The sequence below is a fragment of the Amycolatopsis sp. NPDC003676 genome (genome assembly GCF_053587275.1).
Genome location: NZ_JBSFNS010000086.1, coordinates 1 through 23,178, shown reverse-complemented (window position 1 = coordinate 23,178; position 23,178 = coordinate 1). Strand labels below are relative to the sequence as shown.

General features: G+C 69.8%; 23 protein-coding genes. 16 read left to right on the top strand and 7 right to left on the bottom strand.

Annotated features, from left to right (window positions below):
• Positions 1 to 13: 13 nt before the first annotated feature.
• From ACWDNU_RS33880 to ACWDNU_RS33870, 3 genes are read right to left on the bottom strand one after another with little or no spacing between them, the layout of a single operon-like run.
• Positions 14 to 838 carry an ABC transporter permease gene (locus ACWDNU_RS33880; RefSeq protein WP_370933778.1) on the bottom strand — a complete coding sequence of 275 codons (825 nt, stop codon included), beginning with the start codon at positions 836 to 838 and terminating at the stop codon, positions 14 to 16.
• On the bottom strand, positions 835 to 1,602 hold the full coding sequence (locus tag ACWDNU_RS33875) for an ABC transporter permease (protein ID WP_344264904.1): 768 nt from the start codon (positions 1,600 to 1,602) through the stop codon (positions 835 to 837). The genes ACWDNU_RS33880 and ACWDNU_RS33875 overlap by 4 nt, the downstream gene beginning before the upstream one ends.
• 1 nt (position 1,603) lies before the next feature.
• Positions 1,604 to 2,566 (bottom strand): ABC transporter substrate-binding protein, encoded by a 963-nt coding sequence (locus ACWDNU_RS33870; RefSeq protein WP_370940644.1) that lies wholly within the window; start codon positions 2,564 to 2,566, stop codon positions 1,604 to 1,606.
• Between the two features lie 699 nt (positions 2,567 to 3,265).
• Here ACWDNU_RS33870 and ACWDNU_RS33865 point away from each other — a divergent pair.
• The 6 genes from ACWDNU_RS33865 to ACWDNU_RS33840 all read left to right on the top strand — a co-directional run bounded on the left by ACWDNU_RS33865 (position 3,266) and on the right by ACWDNU_RS33840 (position 10,067).
• Positions 3,266 to 6,343: a sensor histidine kinase gene (locus ACWDNU_RS33865; RefSeq protein ID WP_370933779.1), complete on the top strand. Its 3,078-nt coding sequence runs from the start codon at positions 3,266 to 3,268 to the stop codon at positions 6,341 to 6,343.
• Positions 6,340 to 6,816 (top strand): roadblock/LC7 domain-containing protein, encoded by a 477-nt coding sequence (locus ACWDNU_RS33860; RefSeq protein ID WP_369871052.1) that lies wholly within the window; start codon positions 6,340 to 6,342, stop codon positions 6,814 to 6,816. The genes ACWDNU_RS33865 and ACWDNU_RS33860 overlap by 4 nt, the downstream gene beginning before the upstream one ends.
• Before the next feature lie 27 nt (positions 6,817 to 6,843).
• Positions 6,844 to 7,611, top strand: coding sequence for a DUF742 domain-containing protein (locus tag ACWDNU_RS33855; protein ID WP_116204131.1), 768 nt, complete (start codon positions 6,844 to 6,846; stop codon positions 7,609 to 7,611).
• Complete coding sequence (locus tag ACWDNU_RS33850; protein WP_370933780.1) at positions 7,592 to 8,197, top strand: GTP-binding protein; 606 nt, start codon at positions 7,592 to 7,594, stop codon at positions 8,195 to 8,197. The genes ACWDNU_RS33855 and ACWDNU_RS33850 overlap by 20 nt, the downstream gene beginning before the upstream one ends.
• A 454-nt stretch (positions 8,198 to 8,651) precedes the next feature.
• On the top strand, positions 8,652 to 9,083 hold the full coding sequence (locus tag ACWDNU_RS33845) for a roadblock/LC7 domain-containing protein (RefSeq protein ID WP_009083953.1): 432 nt from the start codon (positions 8,652 to 8,654) through the stop codon (positions 9,081 to 9,083).
• Between the two features lie 3 nt (positions 9,084 to 9,086).
• Positions 9,087 to 10,067, top strand: coding sequence for a DUF742 domain-containing protein (locus ACWDNU_RS33840; protein ID WP_370933781.1), 981 nt, complete (start codon positions 9,087 to 9,089; stop codon positions 10,065 to 10,067).
• Positions 10,068 to 10,287: 220 nt separating this feature from the next.
• Here ACWDNU_RS33840 and ACWDNU_RS33835 read toward each other — a convergent pair whose 3' ends face one another.
• Positions 10,288 to 12,528 carry a helicase-associated domain-containing protein gene (locus ACWDNU_RS33835; protein ID WP_449671856.1) on the bottom strand — a complete coding sequence of 747 codons (2,241 nt, stop codon included), beginning with the start codon at positions 12,526 to 12,528 and terminating at the stop codon, positions 10,288 to 10,290.
• A 92-nt stretch (positions 12,529 to 12,620) separates the two neighbouring features.
• On the opposite strand from ACWDNU_RS33835, the gene ACWDNU_RS33830 reads away from it, so the two are divergent.
• The 4 genes from ACWDNU_RS33830 to ACWDNU_RS33815 all read left to right on the top strand — a co-directional run bounded on the left by ACWDNU_RS33830 (position 12,621) and on the right by ACWDNU_RS33815 (position 15,830).
• Positions 12,621 to 12,800, top strand: a complete 180-nt coding sequence (locus tag ACWDNU_RS33830; RefSeq protein WP_037807827.1) for a hypothetical protein — start codon at positions 12,621 to 12,623, stop codon at positions 12,798 to 12,800.
• A 158-nt stretch (positions 12,801 to 12,958) separates the two neighbouring features.
• A complete protein-coding gene (locus tag ACWDNU_RS33825; protein WP_344264875.1) occupies positions 12,959 to 14,353 on the top strand; it encodes an NAD-dependent malic enzyme in 1,395 nt (464 codons plus the stop codon).
• An 89-nt stretch (positions 14,354 to 14,442) separates the two neighbouring features.
• Complete coding sequence (moaC, locus tag ACWDNU_RS33820; protein ID WP_354751069.1) at positions 14,443 to 14,913, top strand: cyclic pyranopterin monophosphate synthase MoaC; 471 nt, start codon at positions 14,443 to 14,445, stop codon at positions 14,911 to 14,913.
• Complete coding sequence (locus ACWDNU_RS33815) at positions 14,910 to 15,830, top strand: molybdenum cofactor biosynthesis protein MoaE (protein WP_449671855.1); 921 nt, start codon at positions 14,910 to 14,912, stop codon at positions 15,828 to 15,830. The genes moaC and ACWDNU_RS33815 overlap by 4 nt, the downstream gene beginning before the upstream one ends.
• A gap of 162 nt (positions 15,831 to 15,992) precedes the next feature.
• Here ACWDNU_RS33815 and ACWDNU_RS33810 read toward each other — a convergent pair whose 3' ends face one another.
• The 3 genes from ACWDNU_RS33810 to moaA form a co-directional block, all read right to left on the bottom strand.
• Positions 15,993 to 16,619 carry a transglycosylase family protein gene (locus ACWDNU_RS33810; RefSeq protein ID WP_449671854.1) on the bottom strand — a complete coding sequence of 209 codons (627 nt, stop codon included), beginning with the start codon at positions 16,617 to 16,619 and terminating at the stop codon, positions 15,993 to 15,995.
• A 663-nt stretch (positions 16,620 to 17,282) separates the two neighbouring features.
• Entirely contained in the window at positions 17,283 to 17,567 is a 285-nt protein-coding gene (locus ACWDNU_RS33805) for a MoaD/ThiS family protein (protein ID WP_370933785.1), read from the bottom strand.
• Positions 17,568 to 17,570: 3 nt separating this feature from the next.
• The gene (gene moaA, locus ACWDNU_RS33800) at positions 17,571 to 18,635 is read right to left on the bottom strand and encodes a GTP 3',8-cyclase MoaA (protein WP_370933786.1); all 1,065 of its coding nucleotides are present in this window, start codon (positions 18,633 to 18,635) and stop codon (positions 17,571 to 17,573) included.
• An 86-nt stretch (positions 18,636 to 18,721) separates the two neighbouring features.
• On the opposite strand from moaA, the gene ACWDNU_RS33795 reads away from it, so the two are divergent.
• The 6 genes from ACWDNU_RS33795 (at position 18,722) to ACWDNU_RS33770 (ending at position 23,149) form a co-directional block, all read left to right on the top strand.
• Positions 18,722 to 19,180: a MarR family transcriptional regulator gene (locus tag ACWDNU_RS33795; protein ID WP_449671853.1), complete on the top strand. Its 459-nt coding sequence runs from the start codon at positions 18,722 to 18,724 to the stop codon at positions 19,178 to 19,180.
• A gap of 33 nt (positions 19,181 to 19,213) precedes the next feature.
• On the top strand, positions 19,214 to 19,618 hold the full coding sequence (locus tag ACWDNU_RS33790; RefSeq protein ID WP_370933788.1) for a TOBE domain-containing protein: 405 nt from the start codon (positions 19,214 to 19,216) through the stop codon (positions 19,616 to 19,618).
• The gene (gene modA / locus ACWDNU_RS33785; protein WP_449671852.1) at positions 19,615 to 20,418 is read left to right on the top strand and encodes a molybdate ABC transporter substrate-binding protein; all 804 of its coding nucleotides are present in this window, start codon (positions 19,615 to 19,617) and stop codon (positions 20,416 to 20,418) included. The genes ACWDNU_RS33790 and modA overlap by 4 nt, the downstream gene beginning before the upstream one ends.
• A gap of 49 nt (positions 20,419 to 20,467) precedes the next feature.
• Complete coding sequence (locus ACWDNU_RS33780; protein WP_449671864.1) at positions 20,468 to 21,235, top strand: ABC transporter permease; 768 nt, start codon at positions 20,468 to 20,470, stop codon at positions 21,233 to 21,235.
• Complete coding sequence (locus tag ACWDNU_RS33775) at positions 21,232 to 22,311, top strand: sulfate/molybdate ABC transporter ATP-binding protein (protein WP_449671851.1); 1,080 nt, start codon at positions 21,232 to 21,234, stop codon at positions 22,309 to 22,311. The genes ACWDNU_RS33780 and ACWDNU_RS33775 overlap by 4 nt, the downstream gene beginning before the upstream one ends.
• 205 nt (positions 22,312 to 22,516) lie before the next feature.
• Positions 22,517 to 23,149 (top strand): hypothetical protein, encoded by a 633-nt coding sequence (locus tag ACWDNU_RS33770; protein WP_449671850.1) that lies wholly within the window; start codon positions 22,517 to 22,519, stop codon positions 23,147 to 23,149.
• The last annotated feature ends 29 nt before the right edge of the window (positions 23,150 to 23,178 follow it).

Below are 23,178 nucleotides of genomic sequence, written 5' to 3'. Positions count from 1 at the left end.
CGGGAAAACCTTCCTAGTTCCGGCCGGGCTGCCAGCCGAGCACCCGGCGTTCGATGCCGAGCAGCGCGGCGTTGAACCCGTACCCGAGGATGCCCAGCAGCACGATCCACGCCCACATCTGGTCGAAGTCGTACGAACGCTGGGCGGCGAGCAGCGCGTAGCCGATGCCGTTGAGCGCCCCCACCAGTTCGGAGATCGCCATCAGGATCAGCGCGATGGAGAGCGACAGCCGCAGCCCGGCGAAGATCTTCGGCAGCGCCGCGGGCAGCACGACCAGCCCGATCCAGTACCGCTTCGGCGTGCGGAACGCGCGCGCCGTCTCCGCCTTGACCTTGTCGACCGAGCGGACTCCGTCCACTGTGTTCATCAGGACCGGCCACAGCGAACCGAAGATGATCGTCGCGGTCTGCATGCCGGGGCCGATGCCGAACAGGATGATGAACACCGGCACCAGCGCGGGCGGCGGGATGGCGCGGAAGAACGCGAACAGCGGCCCCACGTAGTCCATTCCGGTGCGCGAGCGGCCCAGCGCGGTGCCGAGCGCGACGCCGATCACCACCGCCAGCAGCCAACCGCCGAGGACCCGGCCGAGGCTCGGCAGGATGTGGTCGAAGACCGGATCGCCGAGGAACAGCTGCGAAGCCGGCCCGGAGAACCACAGTTTCGCCGCCGCGGCGGCGATCTTCGACGGCGGCGGGAAGAACACGCTCTCGCTCAGCTGTGTCGCGATCTCCCACAACACCACGAGAATCGCGAACAGCAGCCACTTGCGGGCGAACCCGCTGATGCCGCGGCTCATCCGGCGCGTCACGGTGGACGGCTTCTCGACCACGCTCACGCGGCGGCTCCTTCGACGGCGCTGCTCCAGCGGAACAGCCGGTGCCCCAGCCGTTCCAGGCCCTCGTTGACGAGGAAGCCGAGGATTCCGGCGATGACCGTTCCGGCGAGCACCAGGTCCATCCGGCCCGGCCCGGAACTGGCTTCGAGCACGAACTGCCCGATGCCGAGTTTCGCGCCGGCCAGGAATTCCGTGCTGATCACCAGGATCAGCGAAATCGCGGCGGACAACCGGATCCCGGTGAACACGAACGGCGCGGCGTGCGGCAGCGCGACCGAGGTCAGCACCCGCGAACGCGGAGTTCCGTACGTGCGCGCGGTTTCCAGCAGCAGCGGATCGATCTCGGCCAGCGCGTAGATGGTGTTGAAGAGGATCGGCCACACCGCCGCGTACACCGCGAGCGTGATCTTCGCTTCCGGACCGCCGCCGACGACGATCAGCACCAGCGGAATCAGTGCCACGGAAGGGATCGGGCGCAGGAATTCGACGATCGCCTTGGTCGCGTCGCGCAGCCAGGGGATGCTGCCGAGCAGCAGACCGGCGGGGACCGCGATGGCGATCGAAATGAGCAGCGCGATCATCCACGCGAGCACCGAGGCGACCACGTCGCGCACGAATTCGACGTCGCCGAGCAGTTCGCCGATCCGGGCGAACACGACGGTCGGCGGGGGCAGGTCGTTCTGGTCGATCAGACCGGCCCGCACGACGGCCTCCCAGATCAGGAGGAAGCCGAGCAGGCCGGTCAGGTTCCGGACGAGGCGCACGTCAGGACGCGTTCGCCTGCGGGACGATCATCGACTGCACATCGATCTTCGACTGGATGGAACCGAACTGCTGCAGCAGGTCCGGCACGCGCTGGATGCGCCGTGCGTCCAAAGTGGACTGGAAGGTCAGCAGGTTCGTGATCTTCGCGGTCGCCTCGTCCACCTTCGAGAACTGGATCATCAGCGGCTCGATCTTGGAGCGGTCGGACGCTTCCTTGGTGGCGCGGAGCATCGCGCGCTGGAACGCGGCGACGGTCTTCGGGTTGGCGTCGGTGAACTTGCCGAGCGAGCCGTAGCCCGCGGTCGGGAAGTCCTTGGTGCCGCCGGAAGCGGTGTCGATGACCTCGACCGTCCCGTTGACCTTCGCCGACTGCGTGATGAACGGCTCGGTCAGGAAGCCCGCGTCGATGTCGCCGCGCTTGACCGCGGGGCCGATGTCCGGGAACCGCAGCGAGACCCACTTGACGTCGTTGAAGTTCACGCCGTTGTCGCGCATGACCGACTTGGTCAGGGTGTCGCAAATCGTGTTGGTGGCGGTGATCCCGATCTTCTTGCCCGCCAGGTCGTGCACGTTCTTGATGTTGCTGTTCGGCATCGCCACGACCTCGGTGCTCTTCGGCCCCGCTGAGGAGGCGTCGGCGACGAGCTTGATGTCCGCGGCGCCCTTGCTCTTGGCGATGAAGAACGGCGTGTAGCTCGCGTAGGCGATGTCGACCTCGCCCGACTGGAGCTTCTGCAGCGAGGCGTCACCGCTGGCGGCATCGACGGCTTCGACTTCGAGTCCCTCGTTCTTGAAGTAGCCGTTCTGGACCGCGAGGTGGAAAGGCACCACGTCGATCGTCGGCATGATCGAGACCTTGATCTTGGCCTTCTCGACCCCGGAGCCGCCCTTCGAGCTGCCCGAATCGTCCGATCCGCCCAGCAGGCCGCATCCGCTGGCAGTCAAGGCCACGCCGCCCGCCATCGCGAGCGACAGGAACCCGCGCCTGCCGTAATCGCGCCGGCTGCTCACCGCTTCTTCAAACAAGGTCGCTCCTAGCAAATGGGCCCGCGTCTGGCATGGACGCGGGGGGAAGGTGGCTCATTGTCCGGAGTCACGCGGCTACTGTAGAGAACCAGGACGATCACTCACAATGGGTGTTCATATACGATTCAGAAGTGTTGCTGGTCACTCGATCAGGTGATCGAATCCCCTGGTATGCCGGGGTATGTGAACGACCCGTGGGTGCCCGAAGGGCCTTGATCCGCTGCCTGGGTGCTCTCCGGGCAACTTCTGGAGGGTTACAAATCGGCCAGGCGTTCGCTACCCTCTGCTCCTGCAGTGTGAGGTGTGGACCACCGATGTAGTGAGAGCAGGACATGCGAAAAGGCTCTCCGCACACGTCGGCTACTAGCCGGCGGAGGGTGGCCTCGGCCGAACGGACCAAGAGATCGACCACGTGCGGGGACCGAACGTCATGCCAGACCTGAACCGATTCCGCGCCCGAGGCGACGGGCAGCCGCACCGGGAAGTCGATCTTTTCACTCGAAAGGGTGTAACAGTCCGGGGCGCGGTCCAGACCACTCAGGTGGCGGATTACCTGCCGGGAGCGTGCGCGTAGTGGCCACGAGCACGGCAGGTTCGGAATCAACGGGCCCCTCGGGCCCGGACGGTGGTGCGGCGGTGCCGAACGAAGACACCGCGGGGGCAGGGGAGGCCTCCGCTCAGGAGAACGCGGGGACCGCGCAGCAGCGGTCCTGGCTGGCGCTCGGCAACTGGCGGCTGAGGTCCAAGCTCGCGCTCATTCTCCTCATTCCCACGATCACCGCGCTGGTCCTCGGCGTCCTGCGCGTGGTCGACGACGTGCGGTCGGCGGTCGACCTCAACCACACCGCCAACCAGGTCGCCTTCGCCGAGAAGGTCACCGCGGTGGTGCACGACCTGCAGCGCGAGCGCGCGCTGGCCGTGGTCCGGATCTCCTCGGGCGACCCGCTGCGCCAGACCGGCCTCGACGCGCAGATGGCGAAGGTCGACCGTGACGTCGACGACCTGCGCAACGCCGCGGTCAACCTCGACAACCAAGACCAGGCGGCCAGCGACCGCTACGCGCACGGCCTCCAGCGCCTCGACGCGCTGCGCCCGCTGCGCGCGGCGATGACCACGTCGGCCTACTCCGACCGCGCGGTGCTCGACACCTACTCCTCGGTGCTCGACTCGCTGATCCAGCTCGGCCGCGAGGTCTCCACCGCGACGACCGACCGCGACCTGCTCCGTCTCGGCACGAGCACGCAGTCGATCAGCGAGGCGAAGGAGTTCATCCTCCGCGGCGACTCCGCGCTGCAGATCGCGGCGTTCCGCGACAACTTCCCCGGCAACCTGATCGACGAGACCCGGGCCGCCGAGGCCAGCGGCGACGCGTCGATCACCGCCTTCCTGGCCAACGCCACCGGCGACCAGGTCCAGCTCTACAACGACACTTACTCCGGACCCGAGGTCGACGAGCGTCGGCGGTTGCAGACGCAGGCCTTCTCCTTCGCCCAGCAGAGCCAGCCGCTCAACCTCGACGGCACCAAGCTCGGCCAGGACTCCACCGTCGCCGCCGACAAGCTGCGCGCGGTCGAGGTCAACCTGCTGACCCAGCTGCGCGCGCAGGCCGACGAACTGGCCAGCAACGCGGTCCGCTCGGCGTGGGTCGGCGGGGTCATCGTCCTCGCCGCGCTGGTCGCCGCGCTGATGCTGATGCTCGTCATCGCCCGCCTGATGCTGCGCCCGCTGCGGGTGCTGCGGAAGACCGCGCTGGACGTCGCCTACACCCGGCTGCCGGAAACCGTGCAGGCCATCCTGGACGACCCGGACCCGGTCAACGCCTCGAAGAAGGCGGTCGACCCGGTTCCGGTCCTCACCCGCGACGAGATCGGCGAAGTGGCGCGCTCGTTCGACGTGGTGCACGAGCAGGCGGTCAAGATGGCCGCCGAACAGGCACTGCTGCGCGAGAACGTCAACGGCATCTTCGTGAACCTCTCCCGGCGGTCGCAGCGGCTGGTGGAACGCCAGCTCGGCGTGATCGACCGGCTCGAGGCCGACGAGCAGGACCCGGACCATCTCGCGAGCCTGTTCGAACTCGACCACCTGGCGACCCGGTTGCGCCGGAACGGCGAATCGCTGCTGGTGCTTTCGGGCGCGGGCCTCGCGAAGTCGGTGCCGAAGCCGGTGCCGGCGGCCGACGTGATCGGCGCGGCGGTGTCGGAGATCGAGCAGTACGCCCGCATCGAGATCGGCATCGTGCCCGAGGTGGCGGTGCAGGGCCTCGCGATCCACGACCTCGTGCACGTGCTCGCGGAACTGCTCGACAACGCGACGTACTTCTCCGAACCGGAAACCAAGATCACCGTCCGCGCGGTCATCACGCGCAAGAAGGCGCTGGCGATCCAGGTCACCGACCACGGCGTCGGGATGACCGAGGAACGCCTCGCCGAGGTCAACGAGCGCCTCGCCGACCCGCCGGACCTGGACGTGTCGGTGACCCGGCGAATGGGTCTGTACGTGGTCGCCCGGCTGGCCCAGCGCCACGGCATCGAGGTGCGGCTGCGCGAGAACGAGGACATCGAGGGCGGCGTGATCGCCCGCGTCGTGGTCCCGGTCGAGCTGCTCACCCAGGTCCGGACCGTTTCGCCGACGATGCGGAACACCCCGCCGCCGCCGAACCGCAACGAGGTTTCGCACCCGAGCCTGCCGCCGCTGAACCGCGAGCCGGAGCCGCCGAACCCGCTTCCGCTCGCGCCGCCGCCCGCGGCCGCCGAATTGACCGAGGCGATGGGTTCGAACGGCGGAGCGTCGGAGAACGGCGGTCTGGTTCCGCTCGACCAGCCGATCAGCCTCGACGACCTCGTCGCGGGCAACCGCGCGGCCGGTCCGTTCCTCAGCCCGGCGACGCCTGCCTCGGAAACGCCGGCGTGGCCGACCGCGGAAGACCTCGCGCCGCTCACGCGCGAGTCCTACGGCGAGGGCGCGAGCCTGGCGCAGACCGAGTTCCCGCCGCTGGTGCTGCCGAAGCGGGAGCCGAAGTACGTCGCGCCGGAAGCTCCGAAGGAGCAGCCGCCCGCCGAGCCGGACGGTTCCGCCGCGCTCGAGGACGACGTGCCCACCCGGCGGCTGCCGATCTACCAGTCGGTGCTGTCGCGCTGGTTCAGCGAGGGCGAGGACGGCGAGAACGGCGCGGCAACGCCCCAGTCCGCCGCACCGGAACCGGAAACCGCCGCGGCTCCCGAGGCCCCCGCGGCTCCGGCCGAACCGGAGGAGACCCGAGCCGCCGAGCCCGAGCGGCGACCCGAGCCGGCGGCCCTCGAATCGACGCCGCTCTACCCCGGTTCCGACGAGCCGGAGGACGACAGCTGGCACAGCGTCTCCGACGAGGGCTGGCACGCGGCGCAGTCGCTGCTCGAATCCAAGAACGAGGAGATCACGTCCGCCGGGCTGCCCAAGCGCGTGCCCAACGCGTACCTGGTCCCCGGCTCGATCGGCAACGCGCCGGAACCGGCGCAGCAGAACTCGTTCACCGACGCGACCACCGGAATGCCCGGAACGGGTGCGATCACCCGCTCGGCGACGGCTGCCCGCAGCCGGATGGCAAGCTTCCAGCGTGGGTACAAGTCCGGAAGGCACGCACTGAAGGAGCGGCCGCCGGACGCCCGGCTCGACGACGACGGGGTTCGCGTCACCGGGGCCGGGTATGTGAGCGACAGCAGTGAGGAGCGAGAGTGACACGGGCGGGAGTGCAGCCGGGAGGCGGCTCGGTGCAGCCGAACGGCAGGCAGGCCGGCGGCAGCGCGGCGAGCAGCTTCGCGTGGCTGATCACGGACTTCGTCCACCGGGTGCCCGGTGCGGCGCACGCGGTGGTCGTCTCGGCCGACGGTCTGCTGCTCGCGTCTTCGCGCGGGCTGCCGAAGGACCGGGCGGACCAGTTGGCGGCCGTCGCCTCGGGGCTGACCAGCCTCGCGCGCGGGGCGGCGAAGGTGTTCGAGGGCGGCCCGGTCGCGCAGACCGTGGTCGAGATGGCGAACGGATTTCTCTTCCTGATGTCGGTGTCCGACGGCTCGTGCCTCGCGGTGCTTGGCTCGCCGGAGAGCGACATCGGCTTGGTGGTGTACGAAATGACGCTGCTGGTCGAACGGGTCGGCCAGCAGCTGACACCGGAGATGCGGGCACAACTGCAGGGCGCTGCGGTCCGTCGCTAGGCGGACCTAGGACTACAGGAGTAAACCGTGGACGACGGGCGCTTGCGCGGCGACGGCCGGCTCGGTGACGAGCACACCGGGGGCTGGGGCGATCGGGACCAGAGCCGGGAGGACTGGAAGTCCTTCCGGGACCGGGTCGACCGCGAATGGCGTTCGAGGGACGTCCAAGCCGCGGATTCCGAACCGGTGCGCGAACCGCCGAACTGGCTGACCGATTCCAACGCCGGGCAGCAGCCGGGCATCACCGCGGTGCCCGGGTACCGCGAGCGGCTGCTCGGCGGGCCCGGTTCGGAGCTGTTCGGCGGGGCGAGCGGACCGCTGTACGACTCGGCCGAGTTCGCCGCCTTCAGCGCCGAACGCGACGGGTCTCCCGGACCGTCGTCGAACGAGCTGGCCGCCGCGCTGCCGATGCAGGCGGCCGGCGAGTACGTGGACGAGCCCGCCGAGGTGGAGACCTCCGGGCTGGTCCGGCCTTACTTCCGCACCCGCGGGCGCACGAAACCGACCTACGACCTCGCGATCGAGGCCCTGGTGTCGACGAGCGAGCAGGGCCGGGTGCTTGACCGCGTCCGCGTGCCGGAGCACCGGTCCATCTGCGACCTGTGCCTCGACACCCGGTCGGTCGCCGAGGTGGCCGCGCTGCTGCGGCTGCCGCTCGGCGTGGTGCGAGTGCTGATTGGTGACGTGGCGGGCCTCGGCCTGGTGCTCGTGCACACGAGCAGCAGCACGAATTCGGGCGACCGCCCCAGTATCGAGTTCATGGAAAGGGTGCTCAGTGGGCTTCGGAGAATTTGACTCCGACGCGAACACACCGCAGACGGGTCCGACCTCGTCGGCCAAGATCGTGGTCGCGGGTGGGTTCGGTTCGGGCAAGACGACTATGGTCGGGGCGATCTCCGAGATCGACCCGCTGACCACCGAGGCCATGATGACCGAGGCCAGCGTGGGCCACGACGACGTGTCGGCGACGCCGAACAAGTCGACGACCACGGTGGCGATGGACTTCGGCCGGATCTCGCTCGACTCCGACCTGGTGCTGTACGTGTTCGGCACGCCGGGCCAGCACCGGTTCTGGTTCATGTGGGACGACCTCGCCGTCGGCGCGATCGGTGCGGTCGTGCTCGTGGACACGCGCCGGCTCGCGGACGCGTTCCCGTCCATCGACTTCTTCGAGAACCGGAAGCTGCCTTACGTCGTGGCGATCAACTGCTTCGACCGGCTGCTGCACCACCAGATCGAAGACGTGCGGCACGCGCTCACCATCTCGCCGTCGGTGCCGATCATGGCGTGCGACGCGCGGGAGCGGGAATCGGCGAAGCAGGTGCTGATCTCCGTCGTGCAGCACGCGATCGCGCACGACACGGCTTTGCGGGCGGGCTAGTCCCCGTCCGCGGTCCCCGCCGCCGTCTGCGAAGGAGGCGTACGCCGACTCCCAGATTCCCGTTACACCCCGGCTCGGGTGCGGCCGTTGGAGTGAACTCCGCGCGCTTCACCCGCTTCGGGGAGTGGTGCCTCCGAGCGGGGCAGGCTGAGTAGTCCTGTCCCCTCGCGGCCGAGGCCGGCAGCCCCTGATCGGGGCGTCGGACCGGCGGTGACCTGCACGGACATCCCGCTGCGCACGGTGGCCGCCGCCACCACCGAGTGACCCGCGAATGCGTGGTTGTGCATGCGTTCGCGCGACGTTACATCCGGCAGACACGTACCGTGCCCGGGCACACGCTCGACACGACCGGGTGCGTGAATACGCTGGAACGACGACTTCACCGCGGCCGGGCGAGGATGGCCGGCAGACGGCGAACGGGCGTCCGGCAGCGTTCGAGGAGCTTGGAGGGGCAGTGACCGATTCCGACCGGCCAGCGGACCAGGGCACGTTCAGCTGGCTGATCTCGGATTTCGTGCGCCGGGTCCCGGGTGCGGCGCACGCGGTGCTGGTGTCGGCGGACGGACTGATGCTCGCGCCTTCGGAAGGCTTGCCGCAGGAGCGCGCCGAACAGCTCTCGGCGGTGGCGTCCGGGCTGATCAGCCTGACCCAGGGCGCCGCGCGATGCTTCGAGGCGGGCGGCGTGAACCAGACCGTGGTCGAGATGGAACGCGGATACCTGTTCCTGATGTCGGTCTCGGACGGGTCCTGTCTCGCCGTGCTCGCCGCGCCGACGTGCGACATCGGGACGGTGGCGTACGAGATGACCCTGCTGGTCGAGCGGGTCGGCGAACAGATCACGCCGGAGCTGCGCGCGCAGCTGCAAGGCGGCGGGGTGCTGGGGTAGCCGATGAAGATCTCGGGTTTCGGAGACCAGGACACGGGCGCCTGGGACGCCCTCCACAAAGGCACGGAACGGGAGTCGTTCGACTCGCCGAGCCGGTACGACATGAGTTCGCTGAGCCTGCGGTTGCCGCATCGGCAGCCGCGGCCCACGCCGCCTCCGCCTACTCCGCCGCCTGCCGCTCGGCGTCCGGAGCCCGCACCTCGGCCCGCGCCGGTTGCGCCGCGGCCGGTGCAGCAGGCTGTCGCCCCGCGTCCGGTGGCCCCGCCGCCTCCTGCTCCCGCTCCGGTTGAGGAGGAGAACTGGGACGACGGCTACGAATGGGTCGAAGACGGCGAGTCCGGTTATTGGGAAGAGCCCCAGCAGACTCAGCGCTGGGAAGAGCCGCCGCCCCCGCCGCGGCCGGCAGTGCACGACCCGTACTCGTTCGACGAGTACGCCGGTTCGCCCGGCGCGGATGACCGCGTGGTGCCGGAAGGCTCGGCGTACCAGCGTCAGCACGTCGAACAAGCCACCCGCAGCAGGCACGCGCTGGTCGAAGAACCCGAGGATCGGTACCTCGACCCTGGTCCCGCCTCCGGCGTGTCCGAATTGGACCGGTTCTGGTCCGGCGAGGAGCCCGCGCAGCCGGAACCGCCCGCGCAGCCGACGAAATCGCGCGTGCGGCCGTACGCGCGAACCCGCGGCCGGACCCGCTCGGACCACAACCTCGCGCTCGAAGCCCTGGTCTCCACCAGCGACGAGGGCCGCCGCTACCGCGGAGTGCGCTCGATCGAGCACCGGCGGATCTGCGACCTGTGCCTGGACACCCGGTCGGTCGCCGAGATCGCCGCACACCTGCACCTGCCGCTCGGAGTGGTGAAGGTGCTGGTGGGCGACATGGCCGACATCGGTCTCGTGATGCTGCACCAGACCGATCTGGTGCTGGGGGACCGGTCGTCGAGGGAGTTCATGGAACGGGTGCTGCAGGGGCTTCGCAACCTCTGACCGCGGGCATTTCCGCCTCGCCGATTTACCTCGCTCGTTCCATCCTGCTCAGTTTCGCGTCGCGCCCGCCCGTTCCCCGGCCGCTCGGCCTCGCGTCGCTTCGCCCGCGCCATTCCAGTACCCCCAACCGAAAGCGCCCCAATGCGGCATTGGGTGCGCTCAACGCACCGAACGCCACATTGGGTGCGTCAGATGCACCCAATGCCACATTGGGGCGGCGTCAGTCCTCGACCAATGCGGCGGAAGTGATGCGGTGCAACGGATACCGCTCATGATTGGCACCCTCCAGCATCCCGCCGCCGACCCGCAGCGGCCGCACCACTCGCTGGCTCGCCGTGCCGCGCGAGTCGACGAAACCGATCCACACCTCGCGCTGTTCAAGCGTCGCGCGGGAAAGCAGATCCAACGTCGCCGTCGTGTCCGCGCCGCCGCCACCGGGTGCGCGCACCGTGGAACCCCGGCGGCGGGCCGAGGCCTGGTCTCCCGCGCGGAGATTCGACACGATCCGCGTTGCCTGCTCGTCGGTCAGCACCGCCTGCTCACCGGGCCGGGAGCGAGCCGCGCGGGCGCGGGCGGGCAGCCGACGTCCGGTGGGACGCAGGTCGACCACTCGGCCGTCCGGACCCTCCGCCGCGGGGGCGAAACCCGCGCCCCGCAAGGCTTCCAGCACCTCAGCGAGAGGCGCGGAGCTGATCAGCACAGTCGGCGCGATCAGCCGCAGGTCGTACTCCGCGGCTACCGGATGAGCGAGCACCTCGGCGAGCAAAGCCTCGTCGTCGCAGCGCAGGAACGATCCCGCGGTGCCGCCGCGCAAACGGCCGTGGCGGCGGGCGACGTCGTCGATCAGGTATGTGAGGCCTTGCGGCACTGGCGTCGCCGACTTGTTGCGGAACATCGCGTGCAGCTCGTCCGCGGTCCGCCCGGTGTCGAGAGCGCGCCGCACCGACGGCTCGGTGATGCGGTAAACCGTTGCGTGGCCAGCGGATTCGACGTCCGCGACCGCGGCCATGTCCGCCGCTAGTTCCGGCTCCAGCGGGCCCGGCGCGACGACCGTCAGGTCTGCCTGCACCAACACGTGGTCGACCGGCGCGGGCAGCGCGTCGTGCATGGCTTCGACCGCGCCGGGGCGGTCGTCTTCCAGCAACAGCCGGGTGGCGGTGGTGAGGGCGCCGAGTCCGACGAGACCCAGCGCAGTCGCCTCGGCCATCGTCCAGCGCACGGTTTCGTCGCGTAACCGGCCACCTCGTCGAGGTGCGCGCCAAGCCAGTACGGCGACCAGCTCGTCGATGCTTTTCACGCCTGCGCCGGGATTCAGCGCCGCTAGCGCACTGAGCACGCGATGCCGCGAAACCGGCGCGAGCGGTCGTCGCAGCTCTTCGGACAATGGCGCGATCGGCTTGTCTTTCGCGTCCCGGCCACCGGCGAGACCGGGCAGCCGCGGCAGCTCCAGCCACGCCTGGGCGAGCGTCATCCACCGCTGCACCGACGGCGACGCGAGCCAGCTGTCGGTAAGCATGGTGGGCACGTACTCGGGGGCGGTGTTTTCGCTGTCCGCAACGAGTCCCGCGCCGACGACCAGCTCTACGAGCAGCGTCGCGCGGGTCTCGTCGACTTCGAGGTCCTTGGCGACCTTCTTCAGCTCGCGCACTCCGAGCCCGCCCGCTTTGAGCACCGGCGGCGGCGCATCCGACCACATTCGCAGCAGGGATTCCGTCTGCCGCAACAACTCCATGGCTTCACCGGCGGCCGTTTGGTCCACAGTGTCCGTCCGATGTGGATGGACGGGCAGCTCCGGCTCGACCAGTGTGTCCGGTTCGAACGCCCGGCCGCCGCGAAGCAGCAGGCCGAGTTCGCGGGGAAGTTCGACGGTCTGGTCGTCACGGCGCAGCAGCAGGCCGCGCGCGAGGAGCTTCTGCACCGGGGTGGCCGCGTCGGACAGGCCGACATCGAAGCTCGCGTCGCGGGTGCGGCCGATCGGCGGCCCGGCGGCGAGCGCGGTGAGCACCGCCCGCTCGTCCTCGCCGACCTCCGCGAGCCGCGCGTCGATGTCGGTGGCGGCCAGCGCGGGCGACGGTGCGCCGAGCCCAGCCGGGAACGGACCGAGCGCGTCGCGCGCGGCGGGCGGCACCCGCAGCTCGTCGTCGGCGCCCCAGACGAGCGCCCGGGTACGCAGCCGGGCGAGCGGTTCGCTGACGTCGCGGCCGACCAGCGCCGTCACCGCGGACACCGGCGTCGGCTCGATGTCGGCACCGGCGACCAGCAGCGCGTCGATCACCGCGAGGGTGAACGTGTCGAGGTCTTCGCAGGCGCGAGCGACCGACCCCGGCGTGCCCGCGCGCGTGGCGAGCACGGTGGTGTCGGACGGAGGAGGGGTGGACAGATCGCGACGCGTGCGCAGCAGTTCGGCGAGTGCGTCGTCGGACTCCGCACGCAGCCAGTCCGCCAGAGAGGTCGCGGGCATAGACACCCAGGATACCGGGCGGGTGCGCGCGCACGAGACGTGTTCGGGCAGACTGTGGTCGAGTTTGCCGGACGAGGGCCTCGGAGGAAGCAGTGGCGAAGGGCGACAAGCAGAGCAAGGGCATCGACCCGACGTGGCCGGGCGAGCCGGGCGAACACCCGGTCACCGAGCTGTCCTCGGACCGGCAGGGAGCGCTTTCGCCGTTCGGCGACCTGGCCTTCCCGCTCGAGCAGGTGCCTTACGTGCACCCGGAGACCGAGATCAACCGCTGACCTGCGGGCCCTCGTGAGTGTTCGGCACGGTTCTCACCGGGATGAACACTCACGAGGCTGAAGTTACTGGTCAGTCACCCGGTTGGGGTGTGGTGGCGCGGGTCACCGGACTAGATTCGAGCCGTCCTAACCCACTCCACCAGCGGGGAGTACGTGTCATGCCGGTTCCCGGTCCCGGGTATTCGATCACCGTCCGGGTCGAGGCCCCGGCCTCGTCCACGGCCGCGGGCGATCTCACCACCGCGGTCGGCCGCGTCGGCGGCGTGCTGACGGCGTTCGACGTCGTCGAATCGCACGCGGACACGATCGTGATCGACATCAGCGCCAACGCGCTGTCGGAAAACCACGCGCAGGACATCACCGCGGCGCTCGATTCGCTGCCGGGCGTGCGCGTGCGCAAGGTCTCGGACCGGACGTTCCTGATCCACCTCGGCGGCAAGATCGAGGTCAGCCCCAAGGTCGCGCTCCGCAACCGTGACGACCTCTCCCGCGCGTACACGCCGGGCGTCGCCCGGGTGTGCCAGGCGATCGCCGCGAACCCCGAGGACGCGCGCCGGCTGACCATCAAGCGCAACACCGTCGCTGTGCTCACCGACGGCTCCGCCGTGCTCGGCCTCGGCAACATCGGCCCGGCCGCCGCGCTGCCGGTGATGGAGGGCAAGGCGGCGCTGTTCAAGAAGTTCGCCGACGTCGACGCGTGGCCGGTCTGCCTGGACACCCAGGACACCGAAGAGATCATCATGATCGCCAAGGCGCTCGCGCCGGTGTACGCGGGCATCAACCTCGAGGACATCGCCGCGCCGCGCTGCTTCGAGATCGAGAAGCGGCTGCGCGAGCAGCTGGACATCCCGGTCTTCCACGACGACCAGCACGGCACCGCGATCGTCGTGGTTGCCGCGCTGCGCAACGCGCTGCGCGTGGTCGGGAAGAACATCGAGGACTGCAAGATCGTGGTCAGCGGGGTCGGCGCGGCCGGTTCGGCGATCATCCGCCTGCTGCTGCGCAAGAACCCGGGCGACATCGTGGCCGCCGACATCGACGGCATCGTCTACCCCGAGCGCGGCAACCTCGACGACAACCTCACGTGGATCGCCGAGCACACCAACAAGGACCGCAAGTCCGGCACCTTGCACGACGCGCTGGTCGGCGCGGACGTCTTCGTCGGCGTCTCGGCCCCGAACCTTTTCGGCGCGGAGCAGGTCGCCACGATGAACGACGACGCCGTCGTCTTCGCGCTGGCCAACCCGGACCCGGAAATCGACCCGCTGGAGGCGCAGAAGCACGCCGCGGTCGTCGCCACCGGCCGCAGCGACTTCCCGAACCAGATCAACAACGTCCTGGCGTTCCCGGGCGTCTTCCGCGGCCTGCTCGACGCCGCCGCGCACAACATCGACGACAACATGCTGCTGGCCGCCTCCGACGCGATCGCCGACGTGGTGGACAACGGCAAGCTCAACGCGTCGTTCATCGTGCCGAGCGTGTTCGACAGCGCGGTGGCTCCGGCGGTCGCGGAAGCGGTGCGCAACGCCGTCCGCGCCGAACGCGCCAGCTGACCGTACGTGAGGGGAACCCTGAGGGAATCTGATTCCCCCAGGGTTCCCCTCACGTACTTTGGGCGGAGTTGCGCAGTAGCCTCGCGGGCGTGAGTGAACTCAGCCATGTCGACGAGTCCGGCGCTGCCCGGATGGTCGACGTTTCCGGCAAGACGGCGTCCGCGCGCACCGCGCTCGCCGGCGGGACCGTCCACACCACGGCGGAGGTCGTCGGCCTGCTTTCGGCAGGCGGCCTTCCCAAGGGCGACGCGCTGGCGACCGCGCGGATCGCCGGGATCATGGGCGCCAAGCGGGTGCCCGAGCTGATCCCGTTGTGCCACCAGATCGCGCTGTCCGGGGTCAAGGTGGAGTTCGAATTGGACGGTGCCGCGGTCCACATCAGCGCGACGGCCAAGACCAAGGACGTCACCGGCGTCGAGATGGAGGCGCTCACCGCCGTCGCGGTCGCCGGGCTGACGCTGCACGACATGATCAAGGCTGTCGACCCGGCCGCGACGCTCGACAACGTGCGGTTGCTGCGCAAGGACGGCGGCAAGACCGGAACCTGGGAGCGGCCATGAACACCGCGCGCGTCATCGTCGCGTCCAATCGCGCCGCCCGAGGCGTCTACGAGGACAAGACCGGCCCGGTGCTCGTCGACTGGCTGGCCGGCCGCGGCTACGACGTTCCGCCGCCGGTCGTCGTCGAGGACGGCGATCCGGTGGGCGGCGCGCTGCGGGCCGCGGTGGCTGACGGCGTCCAGGTGATCCTCACGACCGGCGGCACCGGCATCTCGCCGACGGACCGGACCCCGGACGTCACCCGCGCGGTGCTGGATTACGAGCTGCCAGGCGTCGCGGACGCGATCCGCGCGGCCGGGCTGCCGAAAGTGCCCACCGCGGTGCTCTCGCGCGGCGTGGCCGGCGTGGCGGGCCGGGCCCTCGTCGTGAACCTTCCCGGGTCGAGCGGCGGCGTGAAGGACGGTCTGCGGGTCCTGGAGGACATCCTCGACCACGCGGTGGACCAGCTCGCCGGTGGCGACCATCCGCGCGAGCCGGTGCAGGCCGGTCCCGCGGTCCGGATCCTGCGGGCGGCCGTGAGCGACCAGCCGCTGTCGGTCGAGGAGCACGCGCAGCTGGTGGAGGACGACGCGGCGGGTGCCGTGGTCACGTTCTCCGGCGTGGTCCGCGACCACGACGGCGGCAAGGGCGTGCGCGATCTGACCTACGAGGGCCACCCGACGGCGGGCGACGTGCTCGCCGAGGTGGTCAACGACCTCGCGGCGCGCTGGAAGGGCGTGCGGGCGGTGGCCGTGAGCCATCGCGTGGGCGCGCTGACGATCGGCGACGTCGCGCTCGCCTGCGCGGTCGCCGCCGAGCACCGCGGCCAGGCGTTCACCGCGTGCGCGGAACTGGTGGACGAGGTGAAGGCGCGGCTTCCGGTGTGGAAGCACCAGCACTTCACCGACGGCACCGACGAATGGGTCAACTCGCCCTGACCCCCTCGTGAGTGGCTACGCCGGTTCTCACCGGCATGAACAATCACGAGCCCGGACACGACGAAGGGCCCCACCGCCAGGGGATTTGACGCGGTGGGGCCCTTCGGACGTTCTGTCACAGCAGTCGCTGCGCCGGAACCAGCCTCACGAAGAGGCTCGGATTCACTTGGTGGCGAGCTTCTGGCCGACCACGATGAAGTTCGCGTTCGACACGTACTGCTTGTTCAGGTCCTGCAGCTTCTGGTAGCCACCCTGGATGCCGTGCTCCTTGGCGATCTTCGAGAGCGTGTCGCCAGCCTTGACGGTGTAGTCACCGTTCGGGTTGGAGTTCGCCACCAGCGCGGCCACCGGCTGGGTGACCTTCTTCGGGGCAACGCTCTTCGGGGCCGCCTTCTTGGTGGCGGTGCTCTTCTTCGGGGTCGCCTTGTGCGCGGAGGCCGAGCTGCCGGCCTTCTTGCTGCACACCGGCCACGCGCCGGGGCCCTGGCCCTGCATGACGCGCTCGGCGACGGCGATCTGCTGCTCACGCGACGCGCCCTGCGGGCTGCCGGTGCCGCCGTAGGCCTTCCAGGTGCTCTGGGTGAACTGGAGACCACCGTAGTAGCCGTTGCCGGTGTTGGTGTTCCAGTTGCCGCCGCTCTCGCACTGCGCGATGGCGTCCCAGTTGGTCGCCGACGCGGGGGTCGCGGCGATCGCGAGAGGAGCGCCGACCGCGATACCCGCGACTGCGACACGGGCGATGGTGCGGGTGGCAGCGGACATCTTGCGGTGCTTGCCTCGGTACGACATGTGAAAACTTCTCGATTCCTGCGCCTACGAGCTCGATGCTGCGGGTCGGGTTGGGAGCCCGTCCGCCCGTTGCCGGGCGGCTGACGCGGACGTCGCACGACGCGCCGTCTTCGTCCCCTCGTCTCTGTCCGGAAATGCTTTCGCTCGGGGTATGGGTCCGGGGATCCGTTGGACAGAGCTGGGCGCTACGGATTCCCGGTGTTGCTTGGTCGGTCGGGGCCAACCGAAAAGCGACGGTACGTAATTCCGAGCGTGATCGGAAATCATTCGAGGTGTGACCTACGTCACAGTAACGGCACGCAACCTCCCTCGATCCGCCTGTTTGCGCTGGTCAGAGCGCCGTTATCTGGCCGTTTTCTAGCCGAGATATTTCACGGATCGTGAGGCTTGGGTCACGTCGATAACGCGTCAAGGGGCCATTCGCAGCAGATAAGAGCGGGCACTCTAAACCACTGGTCAACCGTCGGCCACTGTCCGCCGAGTGGTTCTTTGAAGTGCCCCAATACGCCGTGAGCGAAACACTTCGGAGAGTAGGGATAAAGAGTGCCGACCGCTCAGCGCGCCAGTGCCGCCATTCGCCGTGGTCCGGACCAATCGGCCGGGAACGGCGGCTCCGCCGGTCAGTGCGGCGCTCAGCCGGGAGAACGGGGGCTTTCCGGGAGCTCACCCGCCGGCGAACGGCGGAAGGACGTCCAGGTGGGAGCCGTCACTGAGCGCGCGGCCCCGATCGCGGACCGCCACCTCGTTGACCAGGAAGCTCGCCGCGTCGAGAACGCGGGAAAGTTGCCCGGGGTGCAGCTCGCGCAGCGCCTGGACGGCGTCGGCGACCGTCGCGCCCGCCGTCAGCTCCACCTTCTCCTCTTCAGTGCCCGCCGCGGCCCGTGCCGAGGCGAAGTACCGGACGACGACTGTCACCGGAGAAGAAGAGGACAAGGAGGGAGAGGTCATCGCTCAGCCGCCGATCGCGCTCATCGGCCGGATCGGCTGTGCGAAGCCGGCCTCGTTGATCTCGTGGCCCGCGAGCTTGCGCCACATCGTGTCGCGCCACGCGTCCGCCACCTCTTCATCGCGCGCGCCCGCGCGCACGAGGGAACGCAGGTCCGTCTCGTCGTTCGAGAACAGGCAGGAGCGGACGGCTCCGTCGGCGGTCAGCCGGGTGCGCTCGCAGGCGGAGCAGAACGGCCTGGTCACCGAGGCGATCACGCCCACGTCGCCGGGGCCGCCGTCAACCAGCCAGCGCTCAGCGGGCGCTCCGCCGCGCGGAGCGGGGAACGGGCTGAGGGTGAAGGCCTCGCCGAGCATCGCGAGGATCTCCTCGGCGGTGATCATGTCGCGGCGGTTCCAGCCGTGCTGCGCGTCGAGCGGCATCTGCTCGATGAACCGCAGGTGGTAGCCCTCTTCAAGGCAGAACTTCAGCAGCGGGACCGCCTCGTGCTCGTTGTACCCGCGCATCAGCACCGAGTTGATCTTCACCGGCGACAGCCCGGCGTCGCGGGCGGCGGCGAGGCCGGCCAGCACGTGCGGCAGCCGGTCGCGGCGGGTCAGTTCGGCGAAGCGCTCGCGGTCGATGGTGTCCAGCGACACGTTGATCCGGTCGAGCCCGGCCGAGACGAGGCCGGGGGCGCGCTTGGCCAGCCCGATCCCGTTGGTGGTCATGGAGACCCGTGGCCGCGGTTCGAGGGCGGTGATCCGCTCGACGATCTGTTCCAGGCCCGGGCGCAGCAGCGGTTCGCCGCCGGTGAGCCGGATGTCGGTGACGCCGAGCATCTCCACCGCGATCCGCATGAGCCGGACCAGCTCGTCGTCGGAGAGGACCTGGTCGCTGGGCATCCAGTCGAGCCCTTCGGCGGGCATGCAGTACGTGCAGCGGAGATTGCACCGGTCGGTGAGGGAGACCCGCAGGTCCGTCGCGACGCGGCCGAAGGAATCGACGAGACCGGGGTGCTCGGGCCGGGGCGTGCCGGACGGGCCTCGGTTGCCGGGGACGCGAGGAAACCCGAGATGTACTGCTGTCATTACGCTCAGGATAGCTTGCACGGTCGGAAAAGGCAGTCTTGCGAAAATCCTGGAAACCACCCTCGGTTCCGATGTGGAGGCACTCGGTGAGCACCGCTGAGACGAATAGTGAGCTGACTCACTTCGCGGCGCTGGCGGCTCAGCTGCGCACGCACCTCGTCCTCCGGCACGCTCGCGACGCCGCCCGCGAAGGGCTCTCGGCGACCGAGCTGCAAGCTCTCGAACTCGCCGGGCAAACTGCGGATTCCCTTACCCCAGGCCGAATCGGGCAGCTCACCGGCTTGTCGACGGGTGCGGTGACCGGCGTGCTCGACCGGTTGGCGAAGGCCGGTCTGGTGCTCCGCGAACGCGACCGGACCGACCGGCGGAAGGTGCTCGTGACGATCACCGAGGCGGGCCGCGAACGGCTCGACGCGATCTCGCGGCGGGAGCGGCGACGGCTTGCCGAGGTGCTCGCGGAGTTCACTTCCGCAGAACGGAAAGTCCTCGGGCGTTATCAGTTCGCAATGCTCGAAGCGTTACGCGAAAATGCGCATCCCGCATAGCTTTTCCGCATCTGCGGCGATAATGTTCCGGCCATGCCGCAATTTCGGTTGTCCGAGGCCGCTCGGCTGCTCGGCGTAAGCGACGACACCGTCCGCCGGTGGGTTCGCGCGGGTCAGTTGACCGCGACGGACGACGCCGCCGGCCGCAAGGTCGTCGACGGCGCTCAGCTCGCCGGGTTCGCCAGGGCGCAAGCGTCCGAACCGGACGACCCATCGGGGGTCGGCCGTTCCGCCCGCAACCGCTTCGTCGGGCTCGTCACCGAGGTCGTCGCCGACAAGGTGATGGCGCAGGTCGAACTGCAGTGCGGGGCGCACCGAGTGGTGTCACTGATGAGCACCGAGGCGGTCCGCGAACTCGGGCTGCGCCCGGGCGTGCTCGCGGTCGCCGTGGTCAAGGCGACCACCGTCGTGGTGGAAACCCCGGAAGGATCCAGATGAAGAAACTCGCCCTCGCCGTCGCCGGAACCGCGGCGATCGCGTTGTTCGCCGGCGCCTGCAGTTCCAGCGACCAGCCCAGCTCCAGCCAGGGTGCCGGTTCCGCGTCCGCCCCCGCTCCGGGAGGCGGCACGCTGACCGTGTTCGCCGCGGCCTCGCTCACCGAATCCTTCAACGCGCTCGGCAAGCAGTTCGAGGCCGCGCATCCGGGCGTCAAGGTCACCTTCGACTACGAGGGTTCCTCCGCGCTCGTGCAGAAGCTGGACAACGGGGCCAAGGCCGACGTGTTCGCCTCGGCCGACCAGAAGAACATGGACAAGGCCGTGCAGGACGGCGTGATCGACGGCCAGCCGACTGTGTTCGCCACCAACAAACTCGCGATCGCCGTGGCCAAGGGGAATCCGAAGGGCATCAAGACCTTCGCCGACCTGACCAAGCCGGGCCTGAACGTGGTCGTGTGCGCGCAGCAGGTGCCGTGCGGTGCGGCCACGCAGAAGGTCGAGCAGAGCACCGGCAAGGCGCTCAAGCCGGTGAGCGAGGAGACGAACGTCAAGCAGGTGCTGGCCAAGGTTCAGTCGGGCGACGCCGATGCCGGCCTGGTGTACGTCACCGACGCGACGTCGGCCGCGGGCAAAGTGGACAAGGTCGACTTCCCGGAGTCCTCGGGCGCGGTGAACCAGTACCCGATCGCGGTGGTGAAGAACGCCCCGCAGGCGGCGCTGGCGAAGCAGTTCAACGACTTCATCCTTGGCACCGAGGGCAAGGCCGAACTGGCCAAGATCGGGTTCGGCCCTGGCAAGTAAGGCGGGCGCGGCGGCCGAGACCCGGCCGCCGCACGCCCGGGTTCCCCTGATCCTCTGGTTCCCCGCCGTCGCCGCGCTCGCGCTCGTGGTGCTGCCGGTCGTCGGCCTCCTGGTGCGGTCCGACCTCACCCGGCTGCCGTCGCTGCTGGTCACGTCCTCGTCGCTGAACGCGCTCCGGCTGTCGCTGGTGACCGCCGCACTGTCCACAGTGGCCTGTGTGGTGCTCGGCGTTCCGCTGGCGATCGTGCTGGCCCGCTCGCGGGTGCCGGGGGTGCGGATGCTGCGGTCGATCGTGCTGCTGCCGTTGGTGCTGCCTCCCGTGGTCGGCGGTCTGGCCCTGCTGTACCTGCTGGGCCGCAGGGGTTTCCTCGGCATCTTGATCAACTGGCTGACCGGCGAGCAGGTGCCGTTCACGACGGCCGCGGTGGTGATCGCGCAGACGTTCGTCGCGATGCCGTTCCTGGTCGTCAGCCTGGAAGGCGCGCTGCGCGGGTCCGGTGACCGCTACGAGCAGGTCGCCTCGACGCTCGGCGCGCGTCCGTGGACGGTGTTCCGCCGGGTGACACTGCCGTTGCTGCTTCCGGCGCTGGGTTCCGGTGTGGTGCTGAGCTTCGCCCGCGCGCTGGGGGAGTTCGGCGCGACCATCACGTTCGCGGGCAGTCTGGAAGGCGTCACCCGGACGTTGCCGCTCGAGGTCTACACGCAGGCCGAAGTGGACATCGACAGCGCGGTGGCGCTCGCGTTGCTGCTCATCGCGGTCGCCGTCCTGGTCATCGCGGTCGCGCGGCCGCGGTCGTGGGAAGGCGGGCCGCGGTGACCCTGTCGGCGAAGCTGGCGCTTACCCGCGGCGAGTTCTCGCTCGACGTCGAGTTCACCGTGCCCGGCGGATCGGTGCTCGCGCTGCTCGGACCCAACGGCTCCGGGAAGTCCACCGTGCTCGGCAGCCTCGCCGGTTTGCTGCCGGTGACCTCCGCCGACGTCACGCTCGCCGACCGTCGGCTGGCCGGGAACGGCGTCGACCTGCCGCCGCACGAACGGCGGGTCGGCCTGCTGTCCCAGGACGCGTTGCTTTTCCCGCATCTGTCCGCAATGGACAACGTCGCGTTCTCGCCGCGCTCGACCGGTACCAGCCGGGCGGAGGCGCGGGAGATCGCCTCGCGGTGGCTGGCCGAAGTGGACGCGGCGGAATTCGCGAACAGGCGGCCGAGCCAGCTGTCCGGCGGGCAGCAGCAGCGGGTGGCGATCGCGCGAGCGCTGGCGTCCACGCCGGATCTGCTGTTGCTGGACGAGCCGTTCGCCGCGCTCGACGTGGACTCGGCACCGGCGATCCGCGGTCTGCTGCGCCGGGTGCTGCGCGACGGCCCGACCACCGTGCTGGTCACGCACGATCCGCTGGACGCGCTGGCCTTGGCCGACCACGTGGCGGTGATGAACGGCGGCCGGATCGTGGAACGCGGCCCGACGCGGGAGGTGCTCGCGGCGCCGCGGACCGCTTTCACCGCGCGGATCGCCGGGCTGAACCTGGTGTCCGGCGTGGCGGTGGCGGACGGACTGCGCACGCCTTCGGGCGAGGTGGTGACGGGTTTGCTGACGCCGGACACGGTGGTCGGCGAGGCGGCGGTCGCGGTGTTCGAGCCGAACGCCGTCGCGGTTTACCCGCACGACGGCGAGCATCACGGCAGCCCACGCAACACGACCGACGCCGTCGTCGCGGCGCTGGAACCGCACGGTCCGGTGATCCGCGTCCGAACCGAGGGCGGCGGCTGGGCACACGGCCTGACCGCCGACCTCACTCCGGCCGCAGTCGCCGAACTCGCCCTGGAGCCGGGCTCGGCGGTGGCGCTGTCGGTGAAGGCCGCGACCGTGGCGGTGCACCCGGCTGCGGCCTCCTGACTTTCGCCGTCCCCACGAGGTTGTGCGGCCTTGCTCCGGTACGGGCAACCAGGGCTGACCTGCGGCGAGTAGGGTGAGTTCATGGCGTCGGGCAGCACTCCACACCCCGGCACAATCTAGTTGAGCGTGACCGAATAGTGAAGGTCTGTGACTAGGATCGGCGAGATGCGTTGATGGAGGACGGTGCATCGCGCGATATTCGGAAGTGAACAAGCACATGGTGAAATCCACAATCGAGGCCGTCGGCGCGTATCTGCCCGCCCGCGAGGTGACCACGGCCGAGCTGATGAGCAAGCTGGCCATCGACGCGCCGCTGGATCTGGAGAAGGTCAGCGGGGTGGCGGCGCGGCGGGTGCGCGGCGTCGACGCCGAGGGCAGGCCGGAGGATTCGTTCAGCATCGCCCTCGCCGCCGCGCGCGAGGCACTGGCGAATTCCCGGTACGCGGCCGCCGAGCTGGATGTGATCATCTCCTGCTCGATCACCCGCACCCGCGGCGAGGACTTCTGTCTCGAGCCGTCCTTCGCGCTGATGCTGCGCTCCGAGCTCGGCGCGCACCGGGCGATCCACTTCGACGTGTCCAACGCGTGCGCGGGCATGATGACCGGAGTCCTGTTGCTGGACCGGATGATTCGCTCCGGCGCGGTCCGCAGGGGCCTGGTGGTCTCCGGCGAGTGCATCACCCCGATCTCCGACACCGCGGTGCGCGAGATCGCGCAGAAGTACGACCCGCAGTTCGCCTCGCTCACCGTCGGTGACGCGGGCGCGGCCGTGTGCGGGATCCGCGGGCGTTCAAGCTGTTGGCTCGGCTTGCTGAGTTGCTGGACGCGCCGGTGGTGATGAGCGAGAACGGGCGCGGGGCGATTGAT

What these genes read in the sequence shown, in the direction of transcription:
- ACWDNU_RS33870 (WP_370940644.1), bottom strand. Translation starts at nt 2,566, where the DNA reads ATGGCGGGCGGCGTGGCCTTGACTGCCAGCGGATGCGGCCTGCTGGGC.
- ACWDNU_RS33840 (WP_370933781.1), top strand. Translation starts at nt 9,087, where the DNA reads ATGAAGATCTCGGGTTTCGGAGACCAGGACACGGGCGCCTGGGACGCC.
- ACWDNU_RS33835 (WP_449671856.1), bottom strand. Translation starts at nt 12,528, where the DNA reads ATGCCCGCGACCTCTCTGGCGGACTGGCTGCGTGCGGAGTCCGACGAC.
- ACWDNU_RS33825 (WP_344264875.1), top strand. Translation starts at nt 12,959, where the DNA reads ATGCCGGTTCCCGGTCCCGGGTATTCGATCACCGTCCGGGTCGAGGCC.
- ACWDNU_RS33815 (WP_449671855.1), top strand. Translation starts at nt 14,910, where the DNA reads ATGAACACCGCGCGCGTCATCGTCGCGTCCAATCGCGCCGCCCGAGGC.
- ACWDNU_RS33810 (WP_449671854.1), bottom strand. Translation starts at nt 16,619, where the DNA reads ATGTCGTACCGAGGCAAGCACCGCAAGATGTCCGCTGCCACCCGCACC.
- ACWDNU_RS33805 (WP_370933785.1), bottom strand. Translation starts at nt 17,567, where the DNA reads ATGACCTCTCCCTCCTTGTCCTCTTCTTCTCCGGTGACAGTCGTCGTC.
- moaA (WP_370933786.1), bottom strand. Translation starts at nt 18,635, where the DNA reads ATGACAGCAGTACATCTCGGGTTTCCTCGCGTCCCCGGCAACCGAGGC.
- ACWDNU_RS33790 (WP_370933788.1), top strand. Translation starts at nt 19,214, where the DNA reads ATGCCGCAATTTCGGTTGTCCGAGGCCGCTCGGCTGCTCGGCGTAAGC.
- modA (WP_449671852.1), top strand. Translation starts at nt 19,615, where the DNA reads ATGAAGAAACTCGCCCTCGCCGTCGCCGGAACCGCGGCGATCGCGTTG.